This window comes from Pontibacter burrus, assembly GCF_010686685.1.
Lineage (GTDB): Bacteria > Bacteroidota > Bacteroidia > Cytophagales > Hymenobacteraceae > Pontibacter > Pontibacter burrus.
Window position 1 is genome coordinate 898,591 of the sequence record NZ_JAAGWD010000001.1, and the last position, 23,456, is coordinate 922,046.

20 protein-coding genes are annotated in these 23,456 nt (G+C 46.6%); 4 read left to right on the forward strand and 16 right to left on the reverse strand.

The window, feature by feature from the left end:
* Positions 1-5: 5 nt before the first annotated feature.
* The 13 genes from ruvA to GXP69_RS04220 all read right to left on the reverse strand — a co-directional run bounded on the left by ruvA (position 6) and on the right by GXP69_RS04220 (position 15,035).
* On the reverse strand, positions 6-602 hold the full coding sequence (gene ruvA, locus GXP69_RS04160; RefSeq protein ID WP_163912656.1) for a Holliday junction branch migration protein RuvA: 597 nt from the start codon (positions 600-602) through the stop codon (positions 6-8).
* Positions 603-2,876: an NADP-dependent malic enzyme gene (locus GXP69_RS04165; protein WP_204281891.1), complete on the reverse strand. Its 2,274-nt coding sequence runs from the start codon at positions 2,874-2,876 to the stop codon at positions 603-605.
* A gap of 203 nt (positions 2,877-3,079) precedes the next feature.
* Positions 3,080-4,600 (reverse strand): lytic transglycosylase domain-containing protein, encoded by a 1,521-nt coding sequence (locus GXP69_RS04170; protein ID WP_204281892.1) that lies wholly within the window; start codon positions 4,598-4,600, stop codon positions 3,080-3,082.
* A 6-nt stretch (positions 4,601-4,606) separates the two neighbouring features.
* Positions 4,607-6,043, reverse strand: coding sequence for an Asp-tRNA(Asn)/Glu-tRNA(Gln) amidotransferase subunit GatA (gatA, locus tag GXP69_RS04175; RefSeq protein ID WP_163912658.1), 1,437 nt, complete (start codon positions 6,041-6,043; stop codon positions 4,607-4,609).
* The gene (locus GXP69_RS04180) at positions 6,040-6,258 is read right to left on the reverse strand and encodes a Sec-independent protein translocase subunit TatA/TatB (protein WP_163912660.1); all 219 of its coding nucleotides are present in this window, start codon (positions 6,256-6,258) and stop codon (positions 6,040-6,042) included. Before GXP69_RS04180 ends, gatA begins: the two co-directional genes overlap by 4 nt.
* Positions 6,259-6,278: 20 nt before the next feature.
* On the reverse strand, positions 6,279-6,491 hold the full coding sequence (locus GXP69_RS04185) for a Sec-independent protein translocase subunit TatA/TatB (RefSeq protein ID WP_163912662.1): 213 nt from the start codon (positions 6,489-6,491) through the stop codon (positions 6,279-6,281).
* A 789-nt stretch (positions 6,492-7,280) separates the two neighbouring features.
* Positions 7,281-8,516, reverse strand: coding sequence for a murein hydrolase activator EnvC family protein (locus GXP69_RS04190; RefSeq protein WP_163912664.1), 1,236 nt, complete (start codon positions 8,514-8,516; stop codon positions 7,281-7,283).
* Between the two features lie 81 nt (positions 8,517-8,597).
* Positions 8,598-9,341: a DUF4292 domain-containing protein gene (locus tag GXP69_RS04195; RefSeq protein WP_163912666.1), complete on the reverse strand. Its 744-nt coding sequence runs from the start codon at positions 9,339-9,341 to the stop codon at positions 8,598-8,600.
* Positions 9,334-11,103 carry a tetratricopeptide repeat protein gene (locus GXP69_RS04200; protein WP_163912668.1) on the reverse strand — a complete coding sequence of 590 codons (1,770 nt, stop codon included), beginning with the start codon at positions 11,101-11,103 and terminating at the stop codon, positions 9,334-9,336. The genes GXP69_RS04195 and GXP69_RS04200 overlap by 8 nt, the downstream gene beginning before the upstream one ends.
* Positions 11,104-11,110: 7 nt before the next feature.
* Entirely contained in the window at positions 11,111-12,118 is a 1,008-nt protein-coding gene (locus GXP69_RS04205) for a sugar nucleotidyltransferase (RefSeq protein ID WP_163912670.1), read from the reverse strand.
* A gap of 139 nt (positions 12,119-12,257) precedes the next feature.
* On the reverse strand, positions 12,258-12,707 hold the full coding sequence (gene dut / locus GXP69_RS04210) for a dUTP diphosphatase (protein ID WP_163912672.1): 450 nt from the start codon (positions 12,705-12,707) through the stop codon (positions 12,258-12,260).
* 13 nt (positions 12,708-12,720) lie between these two features.
* The gene (locus GXP69_RS04215) at positions 12,721-14,220 is read right to left on the reverse strand and encodes a lipopolysaccharide biosynthesis protein (RefSeq protein WP_163912673.1); all 1,500 of its coding nucleotides are present in this window, start codon (positions 14,218-14,220) and stop codon (positions 12,721-12,723) included.
* A gap of 32 nt (positions 14,221-14,252) precedes the next feature.
* On the reverse strand, positions 14,253-15,035 hold the full coding sequence (locus GXP69_RS04220; protein WP_163912675.1) for an enoyl-CoA hydratase/isomerase family protein: 783 nt from the start codon (positions 15,033-15,035) through the stop codon (positions 14,253-14,255).
* Positions 15,036-15,200: 165 nt separating this feature from the next.
* Here GXP69_RS04220 and mscL point away from each other — a divergent pair, with 165 nt between their 5' ends.
* The 3 genes from mscL to GXP69_RS04235 all read left to right on the forward strand — a co-directional run bounded on the left by mscL (position 15,201) and on the right by GXP69_RS04235 (position 17,052).
* Positions 15,201-15,623, forward strand: coding sequence for a large-conductance mechanosensitive channel protein MscL (gene mscL / locus GXP69_RS04225; protein ID WP_163912677.1), 423 nt, complete (start codon positions 15,201-15,203; stop codon positions 15,621-15,623).
* 47 nt (positions 15,624-15,670) lie between these two features.
* A complete protein-coding gene (locus GXP69_RS04230; protein WP_163912679.1) occupies positions 15,671-16,618 on the forward strand; it encodes a DUF3078 domain-containing protein in 948 nt (315 codons plus the stop codon).
* 95 nt (positions 16,619-16,713) lie between these two features.
* Positions 16,714-17,052, forward strand: a complete 339-nt coding sequence (locus tag GXP69_RS04235; protein WP_163912681.1) for a hypothetical protein — start codon at positions 16,714-16,716, stop codon at positions 17,050-17,052.
* A 73-nt stretch (positions 17,053-17,125) separates the two neighbouring features.
* Here the strand turns inward: GXP69_RS04235 and infB are convergent, their stop codons facing one another.
* The 3 genes from infB to GXP69_RS04250 form a co-directional block, all read right to left on the reverse strand.
* A complete protein-coding gene (infB, locus tag GXP69_RS04240; protein WP_163912683.1) occupies positions 17,126-20,137 on the reverse strand; it encodes a translation initiation factor IF-2 in 3,012 nt (1,003 codons plus the stop codon).
* Between the two features lie 113 nt (positions 20,138-20,250).
* On the reverse strand, positions 20,251-21,504 hold the full coding sequence (nusA, locus tag GXP69_RS04245; protein ID WP_163912685.1) for a transcription termination factor NusA: 1,254 nt from the start codon (positions 21,502-21,504) through the stop codon (positions 20,251-20,253).
* A gap of 7 nt (positions 21,505-21,511) precedes the next feature.
* Positions 21,512-21,985, reverse strand: coding sequence for a ribosome maturation factor RimP (locus GXP69_RS04250; RefSeq protein ID WP_235925548.1), 474 nt, complete (start codon positions 21,983-21,985; stop codon positions 21,512-21,514).
* A 301-nt stretch (positions 21,986-22,286) separates the two neighbouring features.
* Here GXP69_RS04250 and GXP69_RS04255 point away from each other — a divergent pair, with 301 nt between their 5' ends.
* Positions 22,287-23,405 (forward strand): endonuclease/exonuclease/phosphatase family protein, encoded by a 1,119-nt coding sequence (locus GXP69_RS04255; protein WP_163912687.1) that lies wholly within the window; start codon positions 22,287-22,289, stop codon positions 23,403-23,405.
* Positions 23,406-23,456 lie beyond the last annotated feature (51 nt).

Consider the following 23,456-nt stretch of genomic DNA (forward strand, 5'->3'; position numbering starts at 1 on the left):
TAAATCTAAGACGATTTTAACGCAAATTTTATTAGTTCTTCAACGCTCAGGCCGTTGCCTTCCCGCTTAATTATGGCATCCAGGGTCTTTTCAGCCACGTTTTTAGCAAATCCTAAGGTAACTAATGCTGATAACGCTTCGGCCCGGTTGGTATTGTGTGCTGAACCTGCCGGCAGCACGCCGGCATCGGCAAGCATCACTTCTTTTTTAATCTTATCTTTTAACTCCAGAATAATACGCTGGGCAGTTTTGGCACCTATACCTTTTACATGCTGTATAGTGCGCACATCTTCCCGAACTATAGCCTGCTGCACTTCATCTACCGACAACGACGACAAGATCATCAGTCCCGTATTAGGGCCCACACCTGATATGGAGATCAGGTGCAGGAAGGTCTCTTTTTCTGCTGCGGTCATGAAGCCATACAAGGTATGGGCATCTTCTTTGATGTGTAGGTAAGTATGAAGCCGGCAACGCTCACCTTCTGGCAGTGAAGAGTACGTGCTTAATGGGATTTTGATCTGATACCCTATGCCATTCACATCAATGATGACATAGGTCGGATCTTTATAAGCAAGCTTGCCGTCAATATAGGCTATCATCTATATATGTTTATCGTTATAGTTTTGTGCATCTACGACAGCAATGGCTACCATGTTTATAATTTCTCTGATAGAGCTGCCAAGTTGCAGAATATGAACAGGTTTTCGCATCCCCATCAGCACCGGACCAATGGCTTCGGCACCACCAATCTCCTGCAGTAGCTTATACGCAATATTGCCTGAGGTTAGCGTCGGGAAAACAAGTGTGTTTGCTCCTTTTTCTGCCAGTTCGCTGAACGGATAGTGCTCGCGTAGCAGGTTTTTATTCAGGGCAGTGTTTGCCTGCATCTCGCCATCTATCAGCAGATCTGGGTAACGCATCTTGGCTTTACGCACCGCTTCGGCACCTTTGTTAGGTATATCGCCCTGCACCGAACCGAAGTTTGAGTAAGACAATACGGCCATTCTCGGCTCCTGGTCAAAGAAGCGTACGGTTCGTGCTGTCAGGCCGATTATATCTACCAGTTCATCGGCTGTTGGGTTTACGTTTACGGTTGTATCAGCAAAGAAATAAGGTTCCTTCTTGTTCAGGATGATGTACATACCCGCCACTTTATTCACACCATCTTCTACACCAATTACCTGTATGGCCGGCAGTATTGTTCTGGAGTAGTCACGGGTAAGGCCTGAGATTAGTGCATCTACCTCGCCTGTTTCCAGCATCAGGCTGCCGAAATATATTCTGTCGCGTACCAGGCGACGGCAATCGAATAGCGTCAGTCCTTTACGATGGCGCTTCTGGTAAAGTAGTTGAGCAAATTCTTCGCGTTTCGCATCTTCTTCAAACGGATCGATGATCGGAACACCCTGCAGGTCAAGGTTGTTTTCGGCAATGATAGCCTCGATGCGGCTGCGGTTACCCAGCAGTATCGGATCGGCAATGCGCTGCTCTTTTACAGTCTGAGCTGCCTTTAGTATCTTATAGTTGTCGGCTTCGGCAAATACCACACGTTTCGGGTCTTTCTTGGCCTGGTTGGTGATACGCGTCATCAGTTTCTGGTCGATACCGATGCGCTCCTGTAACTCGTGCTCATATGCTTCCCAGTTTGTGATCGGGAAGCGGGCTACTCCGCTCTCCATGGCCGCTCTGGCTACAGCCGGCGAAATTGTCGTGATCAGGCGTGGATCCAGTGGTTTAGGGATCAGGTAAAATCTGCCGAAAGAGATCGTGTTATCGCCATAGGCTTTATGCACTATTTCCGGTACAGGCTCTTTTGCCAGCTTTGCCAGTGCATATACGGCAGCCAGCTTCATTTCCTCATTAATCTCAGTGGCCCTTACATCCAGCGCTCCACGGAAAATGTATGGAAAACCAAGCACGTTATTTACCTGGTTAGGATGATCGGAGCGGCCAGTAGCCATGATCAGGTCTTCGCGAGTAGACATGGCCAGGTCATAATCGATTTCCGGATCGGGGTTAGCCAATGCAAAAATGATCGGATTCCGCGCCATCAGTTTTACGTACTCTGGCGGCAATACATTCCCTGCAGACAAGCCAACAAAAACATCGGCGTTGTGCATGGCTTCTTCCAGAGTATTGATTTTGCGCAGCGTTACAAACTGAGCTCTGTAAATATCCAGGTCGTTACGTTCCGGGCGAATAATGCCGTCTTTATCGAACATCACGATGTTGTCGAGCTGTGCTCCCAGTGCTACGTATAGTTTGGTGCAAGCAATGGCAGCTGCCCCGGCACCATTTATCACGATCTGCACTTCATCCAGACGCTTACCTGCAAGCTCCAGGGCATTAAGTAGTGCTGCGCCCGATATGATAGCTGTACCGTGCTGGTCATCGTGCATCAACGGAATGTTCATCTGCTCTTTTAGAGCATTCTCTATCTTAAAGCTTTCCGGAGCTTTGATGTCTTCCAGGTTAATACCGCCGAATGTTGGCTCCAACGATTTTACGATGCGTACAAACTCAGCAGGGTCAGTGCAGTCAATCTCAATATCAAATACATCAATGCCAGCAAACTTTTTGAATAGTACGCCTTTTCCTTCCATTACCGGTTTAGACGCATCCGGGCCAATATTTCCAAGCCCCAGAACAGCCGTACCGTTTGATATCACACCTACCAGGTTACCTTTGGCAGTGTACTTATATACATTGTCTTTATCGGCTGCGATCTCCTTACATGGTTCAGCTACGCCAGGCGAGTAAGCCAGCGCCAGATCGTGCTGTGTGCTTACCATTTTGGTAGGTATAACTTCTATTTTGCCTGGTTTGCCCTCCATATGGTAGTTCAGGGCGTCTTGCTTGTTAACTTTTATCATAGGTATTAATAAATTCTATCTGATAAGGGCAGGCGCCCTCTCGTTTCAATTGTCCGGAATCAGCCAATTTCCAAAGAAATTGTTGGTTATCAAAAAAACAGGTGTTAAAGATACTGCTATACACGCTAAAGTATAGTTGATTCTAATAAAAAAACAGCACCCCGAGGAGGAGTGCTGTTTTTTAAAGTGTTATAGTTTCTGATCTAGCCAAGAATCAGTTTCTGACCAGGTTTGATCTGGTTATTCTTGAGCCTGTTAAGCTTCTTGATCTGCTCTACAGTTATGCCTTCGTACTGTTGCGAAATTGTCCAAAGGGTATCGCCTGGCTGTACATGATGGATAAGTTCCTGTTGCTTTTGTGTTGGCTTTGCTGCAGGTTTAACCGGCTGCTTGGCCATCGCTGGCTTTGCCTCTTCAGCAGGAGTAGCCATAGCTAAAGCCTCAGTATTGGCAGGCTGCTGTAGCGTTAATTTCTGATTTACAACTATAGTTGATCGCTGCAGATTGTTCCATTCTTTTAGCTGGTCTATGGTAACGTTATGCTTCGTTGCTATAGCAGAAAGGTTATCGCCGCGCTTAACTATATATACCTGCTCTTCTGTTTTAGTAGCAGCCGGAGCTGGAGTAGCTGTAGAAGCCAACAAGGCAGGAGCGGTTGCAGGTTCTGGTTGCAGAACCGGTGCAGGTGCAGGAGCCATCGGCGATGCGGCCGCTATCATGCAGCTTACATCTGCAGCTGAAGCCAATAAAGGAGCACGATCCGCGGGTACGCGCAGTTTATAGTTGCGGGTAGATGCTGGCAATACATTTTTCTTTATCTCTGGGTTAAGCGCCAGCAGCGTAGCAGGTTCCACGTGTAGCTCTTCTGCCAGTTTCTCCAGATCAATGGCCTGGTTAATAGTTAGCGTTTCTACATCATGGGCATACAGAACAGAATCGGAGAAGATATTGTGATGCGGTGCAAAGTTCATGGTGTAGATCACGGCTGTCATGGATGGTACGTAGCCGCGTGTTTCTTTCGGAAGGTATGGGAAGATTTCCCAGAATGTTTTTTTGCCGCCACCCGCTCTGCGTATTGCTTTGTTTACGTTGCCAGGTCCGCAGTTATAAGCAGCCAGTGCCAATTCCCAGTCACCGTAGGTTTTGTGCAGGCGCTTCAGGAAACGGCATGCCGCATCAGTTGCCTTCTCTGGATCCATGCGCTCGTCAATATAAGCGTTCTGGTCCAGACCATACTCTTTGCCGGTTGTTGGTATAAACTGCCACAAGCCAACCGCTTTTGCCCACGACGCAGCCTTCGGGTTAAGCCCCGACTCAACTATAGCCAGGTACTTGATATCGTCCGGCATGTCATACTTCTTCAGGTACTTTTCAAAAAGCGGGAAATAAACATTCTGCCGCGAGATCATAGTACGTGAGTACTTCCGGTTGCGGATAGTGAAGTAATCTATAAAGTTGCGGACAAACGGGTTGAATGTAAGCGGGATCTCTGATTCTATACAGCTTAAGCGATCCTGTATCACCTCGTTTGGTTCATTGGGGATATATTCAACCAGCAGCGCCAGCTCTTCCGGCGAGAGCAGTGTTGTATCTCCCAAAGCCAGCAGTGTGTCTTCGGTTACAGGAAAATCATATTTGGAGCTGATTGGATCGGCAAGGGCATAGTTTGCCCAGATGCTGCCAACAATAGCCGCAACTACGGTAAAGCGTTTAGAATAAGTCATTTTATATTAGGCTTCTACGGGAATCTTATCCAGTATGTAATTCGAGAAAGCCAGCAAGGCTGCTTCATCAAACGAGCGGGTCATCAACTGTAACCCGATGGAAAGGCCATTTGTGTCGCGACCAACTGGTATAGAGATAGCCGGAACACCTGCCAAAGAAGCTTGTACTGTAAAAATATCAGCCAGATACATTGCTAACGGATTAGCTGTATTCTCCCCGATTTTAAAGGCTGTTGTCGGGGCAGTAGGCAAGATAAGGAAATCATACTTCTGAAGCAATTCATCTGTTTTTTCCTTTATCAGCCTTCTAACTTTCTGAGCCTTTGTGTAATAGGCATCATAATAATCAGCGCTTAGCACGAAAGTGCCCAGCATAATGCGGCGCTGTACTTCCTTGCCAAAACCTTCTGATCTGGTTTTTTTATACAACGACGTAAGGTCTGAGATATTGGGGCTGCGGTAACCATATTTTACACCATCGTAGCGGCCCAGGTTAGAGCTGGCCTCTGCCGTGGTTAAAATATAGTAGGTCGGCACCATGTAATCCAGGTATGGGAACTCAACAGCTTCTACCTGATGGCCTTCTGCCTGTAGTCTATCCTTAACGCCAAGTATTGTATCTTTTACTTCCGTATCCAGGCCTTCGCTCTCGAAGCAGTCGCGGATGTAACCGATCTTATACTTTTTGTCTGATTGCAGCAAAGTGCTATAGTTCGGAACCGGCTGATGACTGGCTGTGCTGTCGAACTCATCTGGTCCGGCCATTATTTCCAGCAACAGGGCGGCATCTTCTACGCTTTTCGTAAACAAACCAATCTGGTCGAAAGAAGAGGCATAGGCGATAAGGCCGTAGCGGGAAATACGGGAATAGGTAGGTTTCAGGCCAACCACACCACAGAACGATGCCGGCTGACGTACAGAACCACCTGTATCAGAACCGAGCGCTGCCAGGCACATATCCGCCTGCACCGATACAGCAGAACCACCAGATGAGCCACCCGGCACACGGGTCGTATCATCGGCATTGAGTACTGGACCGAAAGATGAATTTTCGTTTGAGGCTCCCATGGCAAACTCATCGCAGTTCTGACGGCCAATAATAATGGCATCCTCAGCAATAAGGCGCTCCAAAGCCGTAGCTGTATACAGCGACTTAAACCCATTCAGAATCTGGCTGGAAGCCTGCAAACTATGGCCTTTATAGGCGATCACGTCTTTCACGCCAATCACCATGCCTGCCAGCTTACCGGCAGTGCCGTTTGCCAGTTTCTGGTCTACGGCAGCGGCCTGCTCAAGCGCTTCTTCTTCAAAAACTTCTAAAAAGGCATTCAGGTTGGCTTTCTCCTTAATGTTACGGAGATAATGCTCAACTAATTGTTTGCACGTAACCTGCCCGCTGGCAATATCAGTGCGGATGTCGCGTAGGGAGTTGTATGGTCTCAAACTTTTTTAGGTTTGTTATCGTCCTCGATAGTACGTTCCAGTTCTTGTTTGATTTCGTTGGTGGCATCTTTAAATTCCCGGATACCACGACCCAGGCCGCGTGCCATACCCGGAAGTTTATCAGTGCCAAACAGTAATAAGATGGCGGTTAATATAACCATCATCTCGCCTCCCCCCAGGTCACCCAGGAAGAGGAGTATTGTACCCAAGCACATAGCTTAAAGTATTCTATTTATTATTTCTTAGCAGGTTCGTCGTTTACTGAATTCTCTACCTCGCTCTTGATCTCCTTGGTAGCGTCCTTAAACTCACGGATACCTTTACCTAGACCGCGCGCTAATTCAGGAATACGCTTAGCACCAAAGAATAAAAGGATAGCAAGCATAATCAGTATAAGTTCAGTGCCCCCTAGGTTCGGAAGAAAACAGAAAATGGTGGTAATACTCATGATGTTAGATTTAAAGGTAAATGCCCACAAAATTACAGGTTATATTTTAAATAAACTCACAACAAAGCAGATTAGTTTATTTAAGGCGTAGTTTAAATCTGAGGAGCCGGGCAACTATAAAACCTGCCTACATTTGATTTACCTGAAGCCATTGCACATACCGGATCCTATTACGCATGAATCTCGTATAACACTACTGAAGCGATCTGTAATTTAAGACTTGGTTTTATAAAACCGCTTTCTGCTGGCGCTTAACTCCCATTTTGAAAAAAAATAAAAAATTTTTTTTAGGCTCGAAGCATCCTGTTTTTCTGAGAGTTAGCCTGAATTTATTCCCATTCTTGTAAAAATATTTCCTGTTTTGGGAATCTAAGTATTAGTGGTTTCGTATATTTATACTGCAAATCAGTTACTTACGTATTTTCAGGTTTTTGGCACCGGAATTGTTTATACGGATTGCAGATTACAACACCGAAAGTTTCAGAGTAGGGGAGAAGCCCCGAATTTACCTTTAAATGGCTGATTGGAACGCTGTACAAGAAGTGTGATATTTGTAGTTGTACAGCCTTTGTTGTACCTTAGTATGGTATTTCTGGCAGATCGGGATTCATTCCGGGATGTTTAGATATATAAAATTAAGTTTGTTTTCATAGCTTGGAAAGGCACCCTGCATTGTAGGGTGTTTTTTTATTTTAGGGCGGTTTGGTTTGATCATCTTTACCCTGAAAAGACAGAGCCGCAACTATAGTCTATAGTTGCGGCTCTGTCTTTTTATTTTAGTTTCAGTTTCTATTTAGGGCTGATCCAGGTTTGTGGGTTAAGCGTTACGTTATTTTTCCAAACCTGAAACTGAAGCTCAGATGTACCTTCGGAGTTAGTGTAAACTGTGCCTATGTTCTGCTTCAGTTTCACGGTTTGCCCGGTTTCTACTGATACGTTCTTTAGCTTCGCATACACGGTAAAATACTCGCCATGCTGGATCATAACAATGTTGTTCATGCCGGGCACGTTAGCTACTGTTACTACCTTTCCTTCAAAAATGGCGCGAACTGCTGCTCCCTGTGATGTCTGGATGTCGATGCCCTTGTTCTCAACAACTACGCCCTTCAGTACAGGGTGATTGTGTCTGCCGAATTTTTCTGAAATAAAGCCGCGTTCTACAGGCCAGGCCAGTCTTCCCTTGTTTCCGGCAAACGAAGATGAGATAAGAGCGGCCTCCGGTGTTAAGGTTACTTTGTTGCTGCTGCCGGATGTTGCTTTGCCTGATGCACGTGCCGCACGGGCTGCCCGCGCAATTTCTTCCCGCACAATGTCAGCGATCAGGTTATCGAGCTTTTTAACAGCCTGCTGTCTTTGGGCTACTTCCTGCTGCAGCCCCTGTTCTTTTTTGCTCAGCTGTTTAATTACGCTATCCTGCTGTACCTTCATGGTCTGCAGGTTTTTTGTTTCGGTCAGCTGTATAGTTAGTAGGTTCTTTTTCTCTCTTTTCTTCTGTTCCAGGAATTCTATCTGCCCTGACAATACAGCCTGTACCTTGTTTATCTGCTGCACCTGTTTCTGGCGGGCCTCGGAATACTGCTGCAGGTAACGCAGACGCATAACCAGCTGGTTAAAAGATTCGGAGGCAAACAAGAACATCAGCTTGTTATAGTTACTGGCAGTTTTGGAGGCAGCATACACCATATCAGCGTACTCTGCTTTCAGCTTTTCCAGGTCGGCCTGCAGCGAACCAACTATCCCTTCCGTTTCAGCAACATCGGATTCAATATAGTTTAGCTCACGGGAGATGTTCTTGATAACACCCTGCTGTACATTAATCTTCTCTTTTAATGCATTGAGTTGCCCAATACTCGCTTCCTTCTGCGCTTTGGTTTGCTTCAGAATGCGGTTTGCTTCGTTTATACGGGTGAGGTTTTCCTTCTTTTCCCGCTCCAGTTGTGCTTTCGATTTTTGTTTCTGCGCGTCGGCAGTAAACGGAAACACAACTATAAGCAAGAGAAGGACTATTTTGTAAAGGGCCTTCATCAGCTATGGTATTCTCTGCTCTGAACTTACAAATATGGAAAACTATATGCCAACTGCCAACAGCACCAGCAATTTATTAAACTATAGCCTTTTGTAGTCGGCAGGAATTGCGAACGGGAAAGTCAGAATTTCATCGGTGATGGTTACTTTACTATGGTTCAGCGTGAATACCGATGCCTGACCTGCCTGCTGTACTTCGGCAGCCATCAGGTGTGCAAAGGCAACCTGCCCTACTTCCTGAAAGTTGTTGTATTTAACGGTAATGGTACTGCTGCTCAGGCGATCCTGCACGTTCAGTTGCTGCAGTTTTTGGGAGTCGCGCGAGATAAAATAGTCAAATAGCAGGTTAGAGCGTAATTGCTGTATATGCTGTAGTTGCGCTGCTTCCATTACCTTTTCCTGGCCTTGTGGCTGGTAATTGCCCAGCAAAATTGCCTGCAGCACATCAAAGTTCAGGTGTACTTTAAATCGGTTACTCAGGAAACTATAGTTTGTAGCCAGCACTTCCTTGTGTATGCGGTTGATGAGCAGCACTGAGTCCTGGGTGATTTTCAGGCGGGCTGCTTCTATGCCCAATCCCGGTTGCACCGATACCCATATCACGCTGTCTTTCTTAACGCGCATGGTGTACCCCGATGTAGTGGTTTCGCCTTTATCTTCCAGTTTCAGTTGGCCCTTGGCGGTAAGGTAATTAAAGTCGATGTTCTTAACCGACACTCGGCCAACCGTTTCGGTAACAGTAGCGGCATCGGTAGGGATCACTTCTTTTTTACAACCAGCCAGTAACAGCAGAGCGACAAGGCCGCAGAGCAGGCTTCTATTCATAGAGCTTTTTATCTTTTATCTTTTTATCGATAAACGCAGAAGCTTCTCCTTTTACTTTGGCGCGCTGCCATTGGGTAAGGGCTTCATCCTTACGGCCAAGCTTAAACAGCACATCGCCATAATGCTCTACTATAGTTGCGTCATCAGATAGTGCTACTGCTTGTTCCAGGTATTTTAGTGCGTTGTTATAGTCGCCTGACTTGTAAAGTACCCAGGCATAAGTATCCAGGTAAGTCGGGTTATTCGGGTACTTCTGGACCAGGTGCGATGCCATTTCCTTAGCCTTGTTCAGGTTCTGGTTACGCACCGATAAAAAGTAACTATAGTTGTTAAGTACATGCTCGTTATCCGGGTCATGCGTCAGTACGGCTTCGTAAGATTCGTCGGAGCGTTTATAGTCTTTCAGGAAGTTATAGCCATCGCCGAGCTGCATGTTAAATTGCGCCACCAGTTCCGGCTCACTGGCCGAGAGGCGTTTGCCGTGCTCCAGAGCTTTTACTGCTTTGTCATAATTTTTCTCGATGAGATGGCCTGTGCCGTTGTAAAACCAGAATACGGCCTGGTTCGGGAATAACTCCAGGGCCTGCTCCGAGTGCTCTACCAGCGCAGCAGATTCATTCAGTTCAGCATCCAGTAACACGATCTGCTGCCAGATCTTAAAGTGCGAATCATCCAGCTTTACAGCTTTCAGGTAATTGTCGCGGGCTTTAAGTCTTTTGCCAACTATAGTTTGCAGGTCGCCGGCTACAGCGTAAGCCTTTGCTTCTTCAGGGTGGTTTTGTATGGTCAGGTCTGCCAATTCCAGCGATACGTCTTCAATTTCGGTGTTAGGCAATTGGCGGATCAGATCTACCAGGATACGCACTTTGGTATCTATATCAAGCTCAGGGCTCGCAAAGGCAAGTTTAATTTCTTTTTCTGATTGCGCTCGGTCACCTTTCTGGCGGTGCAGGTCCGACAGCATCAGGTGGGCATACGGGTTGTTAGGCTCTATGCGTAAGGCCTGCTGTAACGTGGAAATAGCTTTATCTGGCTGCTGGCTGGCGTTGTATAGTTCGGCCTGTGCCAGAAAATAACGTATTTCAGTAGGGTTTTTGGCAAGTAGCTTTTCACCTTCTTCTATGGCCTTTGGTACATTTTTCTGACGCAGATAAATTTGTTGCCTGTTCATGCTCAGCTGTTCCATTGGCCCGAATTGCTTCTCGATCCGGTCATAGGTCTTCAGCGCATCTGCGTACTTTGCCTGCGAAAGGTACAGGTCTGCCAGCTGGAAAAGGTATTGGTCTGAGCCCGGAACGTTCTGCATCAGGTTGTTGTAAGCCTGTGCAGCCTCGGTATATTGCTTTTGCTCAGTGTGGAGTTGCGCCAGTAGCAGGTAGTAATAAGCATTTTTAGGCTCTTTGCTGATGGCGGTCTGGGCAAAAGGAATGGCAGCTCTCGGGTTTTTGAGCACCAGGTAAGTTTCAGCTACTTTATAGTTTATAGCCGCATTATCAGGGGTAAGGGTATATGCTTTCTGAAAAAGCTGGAGGGCTTTTTCGAAGTCCTCCAGCATAAAATGTTTTACTCCATCCAGAAACAACGACTCGCTTATCTGCTTTTCCTGCTCCGTTGGCTGCGCCTGTACCGGAGCCTCTGTTACAGCAGTTTGCTGCTGTTTAGCTTTGCCCCTTTTTTTACCCGACTGGGCATTGGCAGCGCTGGTTGCCACTAAGACAAAACAGCAGGTAGCCAGCACGATGTTTCTGAACTGTAGTATCATGGTAATCCTATTCTAAAAGCGTGTTGTAGTCGCCAAGGCTCAGGTCTGACTGGCTTCTTTCATAGGAAACAAAATTGCCTAACATTGAGTTTGTTATGTTCCCGTTTTTGATCGAAGTGTTCTCCTGCACGATTGAGTTACTCACGATGGAATTAGTTAAAATGCTGCTGTTGCCGATAGAAGCATGCGGACCTACTACAGAATTCTCTATCACCACGTTTTCTCCGATATATACCGGCGGAATAACCACTGAGTTTACCACTTTAGCAGTAGCTGCTACCAGGCCTTGCTCGTTCTTTATATACTCTAAATAGCGTTGATTAGTATAAACTGTTGCGTTTTTATTTCCGCAGTCCAGCCATTCAGAGATAACAGCAGGTATAAACCTGGTGCCTTTGTTCTTCATGTTCTCTAACGCGTTGGTTAGCTGGTATTCGCCTTTGTCCATAATGTTGTTGTCCAGCAGGTACTGCAACTCGCTGCGCAGGTAAGCACCATCTCTGAAGTAGTAGATACCGATGATGGCCATATCAGAAACAAACTCCTGTGGCTTTTCTACAAAGTCTGTGATCTCGCCGCTGTCATTCAGTTTTACTACGCCAAAAGCACGCGGGTCTTCCACGCGCTGCACCCAGATGGTACCATCGGCGTTTGTGTCCAGCTGGAAATCGGCCTTGAAAAGGGTGTCGGCAAATGCAACTACCACTTTACCTTCCAGAGAGTCCTTGGCACACATAATGGCGTGCGCAGTTCCCAGCGCTTCTTCCTGGTAAACTATAGTTCCTTTTGCACCGATCTTGCTAGCAATGGCTTTCAGGTCGTTCTCTACTGCTTCGCCAAAATGGCCAATAATAAAAGCAACTTCCTCAATAGGTTCGTGGCAAACTTTTGCAATATCTTCTACCAGGCGCTGCACAATCGGTTTGCCTGCAATTGGAATTAATGGTTTAGGTACCGTTAAAGTATGTGGGCGCATACGCTTGCCCATTCCCGCCATTGGTATAATTATCCTCATAGCTGATATTTAAATTAAGTATAAGTTATAGTTGTTGCCACAGCTTTGTACTGTAGCTTTGTTATAGTTGATAGTTATTGGTTGCTAGTTTTCTATAGTTATAGTTTGAATCAAAATTCAAATAACTAATACCCAACAATTACTTCGTGCCTGTACTGCCGTAGCCACCGGCGCCGCGTTCGGTATCAGATAGCGCTTCAGTTTCCTGCCATGCTACGCGCTCATATTTGGCTACTACCATTTGCGCTACGCGTTCGCCATCTTCTACCACAAAATCCTGGTCCGAGAGGTTTACGAGCAACACTTTTATCTCGCCACGGTAGTCAGCATCTATAGTTCCCGGGGTGTTAACGATAGAAATGCCGTGTTTGTATGCAAGGCCGCTTCTTGGGCGAATTTGTGCTTCGTGGCCTTCCGGTAATTCTATAAACAAGCCGGTTGGTATAAGGGCGCGTTGTAAAGGCTTTAAAGTAACAGGTGTTTCCAGGTTAGCACGCAGGTCCATTCCTGCCGAATGCTCGGTCTGGTAATGTGGCAGCGCGTGCTTGGATTGGTTAATGACGTTAACTGTTAAGTTCTTGTTGTTCATCTTTTGTAAAGATTTATAGTTTAAGCGGGCGCTTCCGCTCAAACAGCCATACGATAGCTACAAATGCAGCACATACAAACAGCTGAAAAGCGTGGCGTACCCACCAGTTCTCGATATCAATAACTATAGTTGCCCATACCAGACCAACTGCTAACAGGATATAGCCTGCCATAGTTTTAACCGGGTAAGGAATAGGGTAGTGGCGATTACCCAGCAGGTAGCTTGCCAGGGCCATACCAAAATAGCAGATAAAAGTGGCAATAGCAGAGCCCATATAACCCAACACCGGAATCAGCAGCAGGTTACCAGCTATAGTTACAAAGGCGCCACCAAAACTAATGTAAGTACCAAACCGCGTTTTATCCGTCAGCTTAAACCACACCGACAGGTTATAGTACACACCCAGGAACAGGTTGGCCAGCAGCAGCACCGGTACTACCATCAGGCCCTCACGGTACTCAGGCTTGCGCAGGAAAACGTAGCCAAAATCATCTCGGAAAACAGACACGAAAAGGAAAATAAACGCACAGGCTATCACAAACCACTTCATGATCAGGGCAAAAGTCTGCGGTGAATTTTTATCGCTGGACTGTGAAAAGAAGAACGGCTCGGCGGCATAACGGAAGGCCTGTATCACCAACGTCATGAAGATAGAAAGCTTATAACAGGCGCTGTAAATACCAACTATAGCTTTGTTGCTGTGGTCAGGATAAAAACTTTCGGGCAGCCAGTCTTCCAATAAAATACGGTCTATCATCTCGTTCACCATGCCGGCCATGCCCATCAGCATCAGCGGGTAAGCGTACACCAGCATCGGTTTTAAGAACTCCCAGTTTATCTGAAACCTGAAAATACTTAACTCCTTCCAAAGCATCGGGATCAGCAGTGCATTGGCTACCAGGTTTATCGTAAAAATGTAGCCTATACCGAAATCGGGGTTATAAACTATAGTTACAAACGGACGCAGTGCCTGCAGAAATGTTCCGTTATATACCTCACGGCAGAACCATAAAAAGAACAGGTTAGCAACTACCGTGATTACAATATTGGCAAGTTTTATAGAAGCGAACTTTACTGCTTTGTTCTGCAAACGGAGCCAGGCAAATGGTATGGCAACTATAGCATCTATGGCCAATATGGCAGCCAGCATAATAATATAGCTTTGCTCCTGCGAACTATAGTTCTTATAGTCGGCTATTTTGCCGGACAGCAGCATTATGATCGCCGATAAGGCAAGGCTGGTACTGAGGATAATGCTTAATACCTGGCTGTATAGTTTCCGCTGGTCGGCATCAGGCTTGTTGGCAAACCTGAAAAAGGCGGTTTCCATGCCATAGGTATACAGCACGTTAAAGAAGCCCACAAAGGCATACAGATAAGACATTACACCGAACTCCGGTGGCAGAAAGGCATCTGTATACACCGGCACAAGCATATAGTTGAGCATGCGCCCAACTATACTACTTAAACCATAGGCAGCAGTCTGCCCGACCAGCTTTTTGGCTATACTCATGGTGTTATCTCAGGTCGGGAAAAAGAATGGGCTTACAGGCCTTTAAATTCCGGCTTGCGTTTTTCAAGGAAAGCGTTTGTTCCTTCTACAAAATCTTCGGAAGCACAGCAACGGGCAAACGAGTTGGCTTCTGTCTGGTAGCCGTTCTCCTCTTTGTCGTAAGCAGCATTTACGCACTCAATCACCAGCCCGATAGCCAGTGGTGCCTTGCTCATGATTTTGTTCAGGATAGTCTGGCAGGTTGACATCAGTTCTTCCGGAGCAACTACATGGTTTACTAAACCCAAGGCTTTGGCTTCGTCTGCGCCAATCATGTCGCCGGTCATCATCAGCTCCATGGCTTTGCCTTTGCCAATCAGCAGGGGCAGGCGCTGTGTACCCCCGTAGCCTGGTATCAGGCCAAGGTTAACTTCCGGCTGACCGAACTTTGCATTTGTTGTAGCCACGCGCATATGGCAGGCCATGGCCAGCTCGCAGCCGCCACCCAGTGCAAAACCATTAATGGCTGCAATTACAGGCTTGTTACAGTTCTCTATCATACTGAAAATATCCTGGCCGCGCTCGGCAAAGTTGCGTGCATTCACTTCGCTCAGTTCTGCTATTTCGGCAATGTCAGCGCCGGCAACAAATGCCTTCTGGCCTGCACCTGTTATAATAACCGCTTTTATAGTAGCGTCATCATACACTTGCTGCATGGCTGCTTTTATTTCGCGAACGGTATCTATGTTCAGAGCATTCAATTTATCTGCTCTGTTTATAGTTATCGTTAAAATGCCGTTCTCAAGTTGCAGTAACAGGTTTTCGTAAGTGCCCATAGGTTATTTTCAGCTCTTTAAAATTTCTTTGTTTAAACCACAAATATAGTGATTTGATTTAATTTATCTGTGCAGAGGTCTTCCCGCTCAATTGCAGGCGGGGTAAAGTCAGTTTAATTCATCGCGCAATATTTTTTATATTTGAACTTCTTTAAGATCATGCGAATGGGGTTTCTGTCAGAGTTTAAAAAGTTTGCTGTTAAAGGTAACGTAATTGACCTTGCTGTGGGTGTTGTAATTGGTGCTGCTTTTGGCGGTATCACCAAATCGTTGGTAGACGATATCATTATGCCTCCCCTTGGGTTGCTCATCAGCCAGGTTGATTTCAGTAACCTGAAACTTGTGTTGAAAGAAGCTGTTGTAGAGAACGGAGCTATAGTTGCGCCGGCAGTTTCTATCAACTATGGCATGTTCATACAGTCGGTTTTTAACTTTGTGATCATCGCATTTGCGATTTTCCTGCTGGTACGCACCATCAACCGCCTTCGCGAGAAAGAAGCTGCTGCCCCTGCACCGCCGGTTAACAAAGAAGAAATGCTACTCACCGAAATCCGAGATATCCTGAAAAATAAACCGGAAGCCCGCTAGTGTGCCCGGTTTAATGTGTATTAATAAGTTTACCTGTTATGCCCCGAATGTTACTACGCCTTGTTGCGGTTCTTTTAATAACTATAGTTACCCACCACCATACAATTGCACAAGACACCCTTACCGACTCCCTTGAGACTGTTCAGAAGAACTGGGACTTTGGCGGGGCCGGAACTATAAACTTTAGTCAGGTAAGCCTGAGCAACTGGGCCGCCGGGGGACAAAGCTCTTTGTCGGTTTTAGGAACAGCCGGCATGTTCGGCAACTATAAGAAAGGTAAAAACACCTGGAACAACACCCTGAGCTTAACTTATGGAACTGTAAAATTGCAGGACCAGCGAATCCGTAAAAGCGACGACCGCCTCGAGCTGAACATTAAATATGGTCGTAATGCTTCCACAGACTGGTTTTACTCTGCCCAGATTAACTTCAAGAGCCAGATGTTGCCAACTTATAATATTACTCGCGATACTATTCTGTCAAACTTCCTGTCGCCGGGGTATGTGCTCACGTCGCTGGGTATGGACTATAAGCCAAATGATAAGCTCTCGGTGTTTATATCGCCGGTTACTGGTAAATATACTGTAGTGCTTAACCAGGAGCTTGCCGATGCCGGAGCCTTTGGTGTGCAGGCAGCCAGGAAAGACCTGGAAGGAAACCTGATACCAGGAACCGGGCAGAACCTCCGCCGTGAGTTCGGGGGATTTGTGAACGTACGTTATAAAAACGAAATTCTGACAAACGTTGTACTACAGTCGAAGCTGGACCTGTTCTCGAATTATATGCGCAACCCGGAGAACGTAGACCTAAACTGGGAAAGTCAGGTTGATATGAAAATTAACCGTTTCTTATCTGCCAGCGTATTCCTGCACATAGTTTACGACGACGATATCAAGATCAAAACAGGCCATAATCCTGATGGAACTGTTACCCGTGGGCCGCGCCTGCAGGTAAAACAGAGTCTTGGTATTGGCTTGTCACATAAGTTCGACTAAGCGAATTATTAATCTTTTTTTATTGTTTTACAGGCGGTTATATACAATTTCGGATTATACTCCGTTATATTTACACCTTTAAACAAACTTTTCGCATGAAAAAACTACTGTTCACCTTCTTTAGCCTGGGCCTATTATTTGCCTTTACGGATGCATCTGCACAGAATTCTGCCAGCAGTGGGTCTTCTACAAAAGATGAATTTTGGGGGACAACTAAAACGCAGACACGTGGTGCTTCTGTAGATGAAGTAGGGCAGCGTGCCACTGGCTTAGATAAGCGCTACAACGATTATGAAACCAAGGGTGGTAGAAAATCAGCTTTCGATAAGAAGCGTGTGAAAAGCAAAAAGATGAAAGCAATAGAGAAGAAGGAGAAAGAAATGCATAAGAAGCATCGCCGCGATAAGCGCATGTTGGCACGTAGCCGACGCTAGTTTCTTCAATTATAAAAAGAAAAGCCCCTGATATAGCATCAGGGGCTTTTCTTTTTATAATTGAAGAGTAAAACTATAGGGTACGCTTCACTTCTTTTTCTACGTAGGCTTCAATCACGTCGCCAACCTGTATGTCGTTATAGTTCTTCAGGCTGATACCGCACTCGTAACCTTGTTTCACTTCCGAAACATCATCCTTAAAGCGCTTCAGTGCCAGTACGTCGCCATCGTGTACTACAATACCATCACGTACCAGGCGTACTTTCGAGTTACGCTGTATCGTACCATCGGTAACCATACAACCTGCAATGGTACCTACCTTCGTGATCTTAAATACATCGCGAACTTCAGCATTACCGGTAATCTCTTCCTTCAGGGTAGGAGCAAGCATACCTTCCATTGCATCTTTCACTTCGTTTATCGCATCGTAGATGATAGAGTACAGGCGTACATCAATCTGCTCCTGCTCTGCCAGCCTGCGCGCGTTCTGCGACGGACGTACCTGGAAGCCGATGATGATCGCATCGGATGCAGATGCAAGTAACACATCAGACTCTGAGATGGCGCCAACACCTTTGTTAATGATGCTAACTTGGATTTCTGGTGTAGATAGTTTCAGCAACGAGTCAGAAAGTGCTTCTACCGAACCATCCACGTCACCTTTTACAATAACATTAAGCTCCTTAAAGGTACCGATTGCCAGACGACGACCGATCTCATCAAGTGTAATGTGTTTACGGGTACGTAAGCTCTGTTCGCGCTGCACCTGCGAGCGGTTTGTAGCAATCTCACGGGCCTCACGCTCCGATTCCATTACAAGGAATTTATCACCTGCTTGCGGCGCACCATCAAGACCCAGCAACTGTACTGGTGTAGATGGTCCTGCTTCTTTCATCTTACGGCCACGATGATCAGTCATGGCTTTTACTCTACCGTAGTGTGAGCCAGCCAGTACTACATCACCAATCTTAAGTGTACCATTTTGGACCAGCATGGTAGCGACATATCCACGACCCTTATCCAGAGCAGCTTCAATTACAGTACCTACTGCTTTCCTGTTAGCATTGGCTTTCAGTTCTAGTAATTCAGCCTCCAGCAATACTTTCTCCAGCAGGTCGTTTATACCTAATCCGGTTTTTGCTGAAACTTCCTGAGACTGGTATTTACCGCCCCACTCTTCTACCAGGATGTTCAGCTGAGCGAGTTCTTCACGAACTTTATCCGGGTTAGCAGTAGGCTTATCTATTTTGTTTAGTGCAATAATTATCGGTACACCGGCTGCCTGTGCGTGGTTGATAGCTTCCTTGGTCTGTGGCATCACAGAGTCGTCGGCTGCTACCACAATAATAACAACGTCTGTTATTTTGGCACCACGGGCACGCATCGCTGTAAAGGCTTCGTGACCAGGCGTATCAAGGAATGTAACGGTTCGTCCGCTTTCGGTTTTAACTTTATAGGCACCAATGTGCTGTGTAATACCACCCGCTTCGCCGGCAGTTACATTTGCATCACGGATGTAGTCAAGCAGGGATGTTTTACCGTGGTCAACGTGGCCCATGATCGTAACGATAGGAGCGCGTTCTTCCAGGTCTTCTGCTGCATCTTCCTCTAACTGCTCCAGTGCCTGCTCATCTTCTGTAGAAATGAAATCTACACTATAGCCAAATTCGTCAGCAATAACTGTGATGGCTTCAGCATCCAGGCGTTGGTTAATGGAAACGAACATGCCCAGTTGCATACATACCTTGATCACATCGTTAACGCTCACATCCATCAGGGATGCCAGGTCGTTTGCTGATACGAATTCAGTTACGCGCAGTGTTTTCGACTCTGCGGCCTCCATCATACGACGTTCCTCGGTAGCATCTGCTATCGCCGAACGTTTCTCTCTACGATACTTGGCACGGTTACCGCCACCACCTTTGCCACCGCTCAGTTTAGCAAGCGTAGCTTTAATCTGCTCCTGAATTTCCTTATCGGTTACTTCAGCCTTCTCAGGACGTGGAACAAATGGTTCGCGTCTGCCGCCTTTACCACCGCCTGGTCGTGGCCCGCCATGCTGGCCACCAGGTCGCTGTCCATGACCATGACCTTGACCTTGACCTCCCTGGCCCTGACCTGGTCCTTGTCCCTGACCACCTTGCTGTGGCTGCTGCTGACCGCCTTCAGTTGGTACTATAATGCGCTTGCGCTTTTTCTTTTTGCCGTTCTTCCTGTCGTCTGAGGAAGCAACCGGTTTGGTTCCTTTTCTGCGTGAGCTGTCTGGTAATTCGATCTTGCCCAATACAGTAAGGCCTTTTAACTGGTCGGCTTTTGCTGTAATTGTTTCTATTGTTTCTGAATCTTGTTCTGAAGGAGTAGCAGGTGCTGCCGTTGTGGCAGGAGCCGCTGGTTTTTCTGCTACTGGTGCAGCAGGTTTCTCAGACGGAGCTGCTGGTGTTGCCGGAGCAGCAGGTTTTTCAGCTACCGGAGCTGCCGGTTGCGATGGCGCAGGTGTAGCTGGTTTTTCTGCTGGAGCCTCTTCTGCTTTTTTAGCCGGAGCTTCCGGTGCAGGTGCTGCAGGTTTTTCTGCTGCAGGAGCAGCTGGTTTTTCAGGAGCTGGTGCCGGTTTCGGTGCCTGCTTCGGAATTGGGTTGCCTTTTGCATCCAGGTCTATCTTGCCAAGAATTTTTATCCCTGGTAGCTTAGGCTCAGGAGCAGCTGGCTTTTCAGGAGCTGGTGCGGGTGCAGGTGCTTCAGGAGCTTTCTGCTCTTGTGCTTCACCTTTCTGCTGGTGCACGGTTTTAATAAAGATCTCCTGCTCTGGTTCAGCTGTTTTCTTTGGTTCGTGATGCTGAACATCCGATTCTACCACCTGATTGCTCTGCGGCTTTTTACCAATATTAAGTTCTTCGGCCTCTATTTTATCCTGCATAGAGGATGCGAATTCCTTAGCCAGCATATTGAACTGCTCTGCTGTGATTTTGGTAGTGGGTTTGTTTTCCACGTCAAAACCTTTAGCAGAAAGGTAGTCCACAATGGTAGATGTACCAATGTTTAACGTAGTCGCAACCTGTTTAAGCCTCCTTATTTGTTCTTCTGCCATGTTGTTCTAATATGCTGTCTTTTAATCTTAATATAAATAACTCGTTGCCTTACTATAAACTATAGTTTGTGTCTTACTTCTTCAAAATTAGAGGAATGAGACACAATGCACAACTATTGATTGTCTTCTTCTTCCAACTCCTCGCGCAGGATAGCCAATACATCGTCTATCGTTTCTTCTTCCAGCTCGGTGCGGCGCAGCAGGTCTTCCTTGCTCACGGCCAGTACGCTCTTGGCGGTATCCAAACCAATACGACGCAGTTCGGCAATTACCCAGTCTTCTATCTCGTCGGTAAATTCTTCCAGACTGATGTCTTCTTCATAAACTTCAGACTCTCTGAATACGTCGATCTCCATATCAACCAGACGGCTTGCCAGTTTAATGTTCTGGCCACCTTTACCAATTGCAAGCGATACCTGGTCCGGCTTTAGGAACACCGATACACGTTTGTTCTCGTTATCGATCTTCATGCTTGTGATCTTAGCCGGGCTAAGCGCACGCTGAATGTATAGTTCCAGGTTATCAGTATAGTTGATTACGTCGATGTTTTCGTTTTCCAGCTCACGTACAATGCTATGTATGCGCGATCCTTTCATACCCACGCAGGCACCCACCGGGTCAATACGATCATCAAAAGATTCTACGGCTACTTTGGCACGTTCGCCCGGCTCACGCACGATTTTTTTAATCGCGATCAGACCATCATAGATTTCCGGTACTTCGTTCTCGAACAAACGCTCCAGGAACGATGGTGATGTACGGGAAAGAATGATTTTCGGATTACCATTTACGATCTCAACACGCTGTACCACAGCACGAACTACATCGCCTTTGCGGTAACGGTCTTTCGGGATCTGCTCGCCCTTTGGTATAAGCAGTTCGTTCTCTTCCTGATCAAGTAACAATACCTCACGGTTCCAAACCTGATATACTTCTCCGGAGATGATCTCACCTACCAGGTCTTTATACTTCTGGAACAGCAGTTCCTTCTCCATGTCCTTGATGCGCTGGATCAGCGTCTGGCGGGCAGTAAGTACAGCACGGCGTCCGAAGTCTTCCAGCTGTATCTCTTCCGATACTTCTTCACCCACTTCAAAGTCAGGTTCTATCTTGCGTGCATCCGATAAAGCGATCTTATCGTGATCCCAGATATCCTCCGAATTGTCGTCCACGATTTCGCGGTTACGCCAGATCTCCAGGTCACCTTTCTCCACGTTCAGGATGATGTCAAAGTTCTCGTCGGTACCCCATTTCTTACGGATCATGGTGCGGAATACGTCTTCAAGTATACGCATCATGGTCGGGCGGTCTATGTTCTTGAATTTCGCAAATTCAGCGAACGACTCGATCAGGACTGAACTGTTCATTATCTTTTTATTTAAATGATATTACAACATTTGCTTTTACAATCTCCCCGAAAGGTATTTGCACAGGCTCATACGTTGCCTTTTTGCCTTTTTGTTTTATTTCTTGTGTCAGGTTTAAGCCTGTTTCGGTTACTTCTTCCAGTTTGCCGGTTTTTTCGGTTCCATCCTGTAGTTTAAGCTTCAGGTTACGACCGATATTACGCTTAAACTGCTTTGGCTGTGTAAGCGGAAAATCCACGCCCGGTGAGCTCACTTCCAGCACATAAGACAGCTCATCGCCAAAAGTTTCGGCGATCTTGGCATTTATGCGGCGGCTGATCGTAGCACACTGGTCTATCGTTATGCCCTGCTCGCCATCAGCCAGTACTGTTATTTTTGGCCTTACAGCTGAATCTGACACGGTAACGTCAACTATAAACAGCTCGTTGTCCGGGAGGCTGGCCTCCGCCATTTCCTGTATGATTTTAGCAGTTATTGCCATTGTTTACAAGTATAAGAAATAAAGAAGGGGACTTCATGTCCCCTCATCTCCTTGGAAATAATGCCACAAATTTACAACAAAAACATTATATATACAATACAGTCCGTTTTGGAGCCGGATTAATTTATAGTTTAAATCTGTGGCGAGCTTTTACAGGTGTCTGAATACCTGTGGCAGGAGGGTGGCCTGGGAGATAACAGCAGCAGTAGGATTATAGTTCTGATGAGCCTTTCAGGTTTCCTCATTTCATTTTCTGCAGGCGGCATAGTGTAGGTAAAATGATTCTTTGTATGTTTGTTTTATGCCCGGCACATTTAAGAGAATACGTCGCAGAATATGGCTTATCCTGAACATACTGGTTGTGTTTTGGGTACTGCTCGGCGTGCTGTGCCTGCAGGTGCCGCCACACGAGTTCTGGCCTGCCGGGTTCCTTGCCCTGACCCTGCCCGGCGCCCTGTTACTGAATGTGCTTTTCCTGCTATACTGGCTTATTAAGCGCTCCTGGTTGCTGGTGCTGCCGCTGCTGGTAATTGTGCTGGGCTGGGGATACTATAACCGGTTAATAGCTTTTAATTTAGGAGAAAATGAAGCGCCCGAAGGAGCAAGAACACTGACGGTGCTTAGCTATAACGTGCATGTGTTTAATGCCTACGCCGACCGCGACGGCAGTGAGCGCGAAGCCTCCAGCGAAATGATAGATTGGGTGGCAACACATCCGGCCGATGTCTATTGCCTGCAAGAGTTCTATAGTAACCGTGGTTCCAGCATTTATAACACGATAAGCCGCATTGGTAACCGCTACGACAAGCACCGCTATTTTTCCGTTTCGTTTGTGGACCGCAACAAAGCCGATATCGGTACGGTTATTTTTTCGCGTTACCCTATTGTAAACAAAGGTGTGATCAGGTTTGGTGAATCGAGCCACAACCGCGCTATCTGGGCCGACCTGAATGTGGAAGGCGATACGATACGGGTATACACGGCGCACCTTCAGTCTATGAGCATCAAGTCGCAGGACATTGAAAATACCTATTCGGCAATTGGGAACGAAGAGAGCTTTAAGAAGGAAGGCCGCAACCTGGCCAGGCGGCTGAAGAAAGGTTTTGTAGCCCGCGGCCACCAGGTAGAGAAACTGCTGGAACACATACAGGAATCGCCATACCCGGTTATAGTTTGCGGTGATCTTAACGATATACCTACCAGCTATACCTATAACAAACTAGCGCGTACCCTGCAGAATGCTTTTGTAGAAGCCGGTGCCGGTATAGGGGCAACTTATAACGGACCACTGCCGTTCCTGCGCATCGACAACCAATTTTACAGCGAAGGCCTGCGAGCCATCCGCTTCGAAACGCATTACGAGATGGGGCTATCCGACCACTTCCCGATTACTGCCGAATATGTGCTGGAAAAGGAGTAAGGTTAGGAGTTAGAAGCCAATCTTTTTAATTTTGAACTATAAAAGCCGTAA

Bases quoted from the DNA above. Each gene is read 5' to 3' on its own strand.
- ruvA (WP_163912656.1), bottom strand. From the start codon at position 602: ATGATAGCCTATATTGACGGCAAGCTTGCTTATAAAGATCCGACCTAT.
- GXP69_RS04165 (WP_204281891.1), bottom strand. From the start codon at position 2,876: ATGATAAAAGTTAACAAGCAAGACGCCCTGAACTACCATATGGAGGGC.
- GXP69_RS04170 (WP_204281892.1), bottom strand. From the start codon at position 4,600: ATGACTTATTCTAAACGCTTTACCGTAGTTGCGGCTATTGTTGGCAGC.
- GXP69_RS04180 (WP_163912660.1), bottom strand. From the start codon at position 6,258: ATGTGCTTGGGTACAATACTCCTCTTCCTGGGTGACCTGGGGGGAGGC.
- GXP69_RS04185 (WP_163912662.1), bottom strand. From the start codon at position 6,491: ATGAGTATTACCACCATTTTCTGTTTTCTTCCGAACCTAGGGGGCACT.
- GXP69_RS04190 (WP_163912664.1), bottom strand. From the start codon at position 8,516: ATGAAGGCCCTTTACAAAATAGTCCTTCTCTTGCTTATAGTTGTGTTT.
- GXP69_RS04195 (WP_163912666.1), bottom strand. From the start codon at position 9,341: ATGAATAGAAGCCTGCTCTGCGGCCTTGTCGCTCTGCTGTTACTGGCT.
- GXP69_RS04200 (WP_163912668.1), bottom strand. From the start codon at position 11,103: ATGATACTACAGTTCAGAAACATCGTGCTGGCTACCTGCTGTTTTGTC.
- GXP69_RS04205 (WP_163912670.1), bottom strand. From the start codon at position 12,118: ATGAGGATAATTATACCAATGGCGGGAATGGGCAAGCGTATGCGCCCA.
- dut (WP_163912672.1), bottom strand. From the start codon at position 12,707: ATGAACAACAAGAACTTAACAGTTAACGTCATTAACCAATCCAAGCAC.
- GXP69_RS04215 (WP_163912673.1), bottom strand. From the start codon at position 14,220: ATGAGTATAGCCAAAAAGCTGGTCGGGCAGACTGCTGCCTATGGTTTA.
- GXP69_RS04220 (WP_163912675.1), bottom strand. From the start codon at position 15,035: ATGGGCACTTACGAAAACCTGTTACTGCAACTTGAGAACGGCATTTTA.
- mscL (WP_163912677.1), top strand. From the start codon at position 15,201: ATGGGGTTTCTGTCAGAGTTTAAAAAGTTTGCTGTTAAAGGTAACGTA.
- GXP69_RS04230 (WP_163912679.1), top strand. From the start codon at position 15,671: ATGTTACTACGCCTTGTTGCGGTTCTTTTAATAACTATAGTTACCCAC.
- GXP69_RS04235 (WP_163912681.1), top strand. From the start codon at position 16,714: ATGAAAAAACTACTGTTCACCTTCTTTAGCCTGGGCCTATTATTTGCC.
- infB (WP_163912683.1), bottom strand. From the start codon at position 20,137: ATGGCAGAAGAACAAATAAGGAGGCTTAAACAGGTTGCGACTACGTTA.
- nusA (WP_163912685.1), bottom strand. From the start codon at position 21,504: ATGAACAGTTCAGTCCTGATCGAGTCGTTCGCTGAATTTGCGAAATTC.
- GXP69_RS04250 (WP_235925548.1), bottom strand. From the start codon at position 21,985: ATGGCAATAACTGCTAAAATCATACAGGAAATGGCGGAGGCCAGCCTC.
- GXP69_RS04255 (WP_163912687.1), top strand. From the start codon at position 22,287: ATGCCCGGCACATTTAAGAGAATACGTCGCAGAATATGGCTTATCCTG.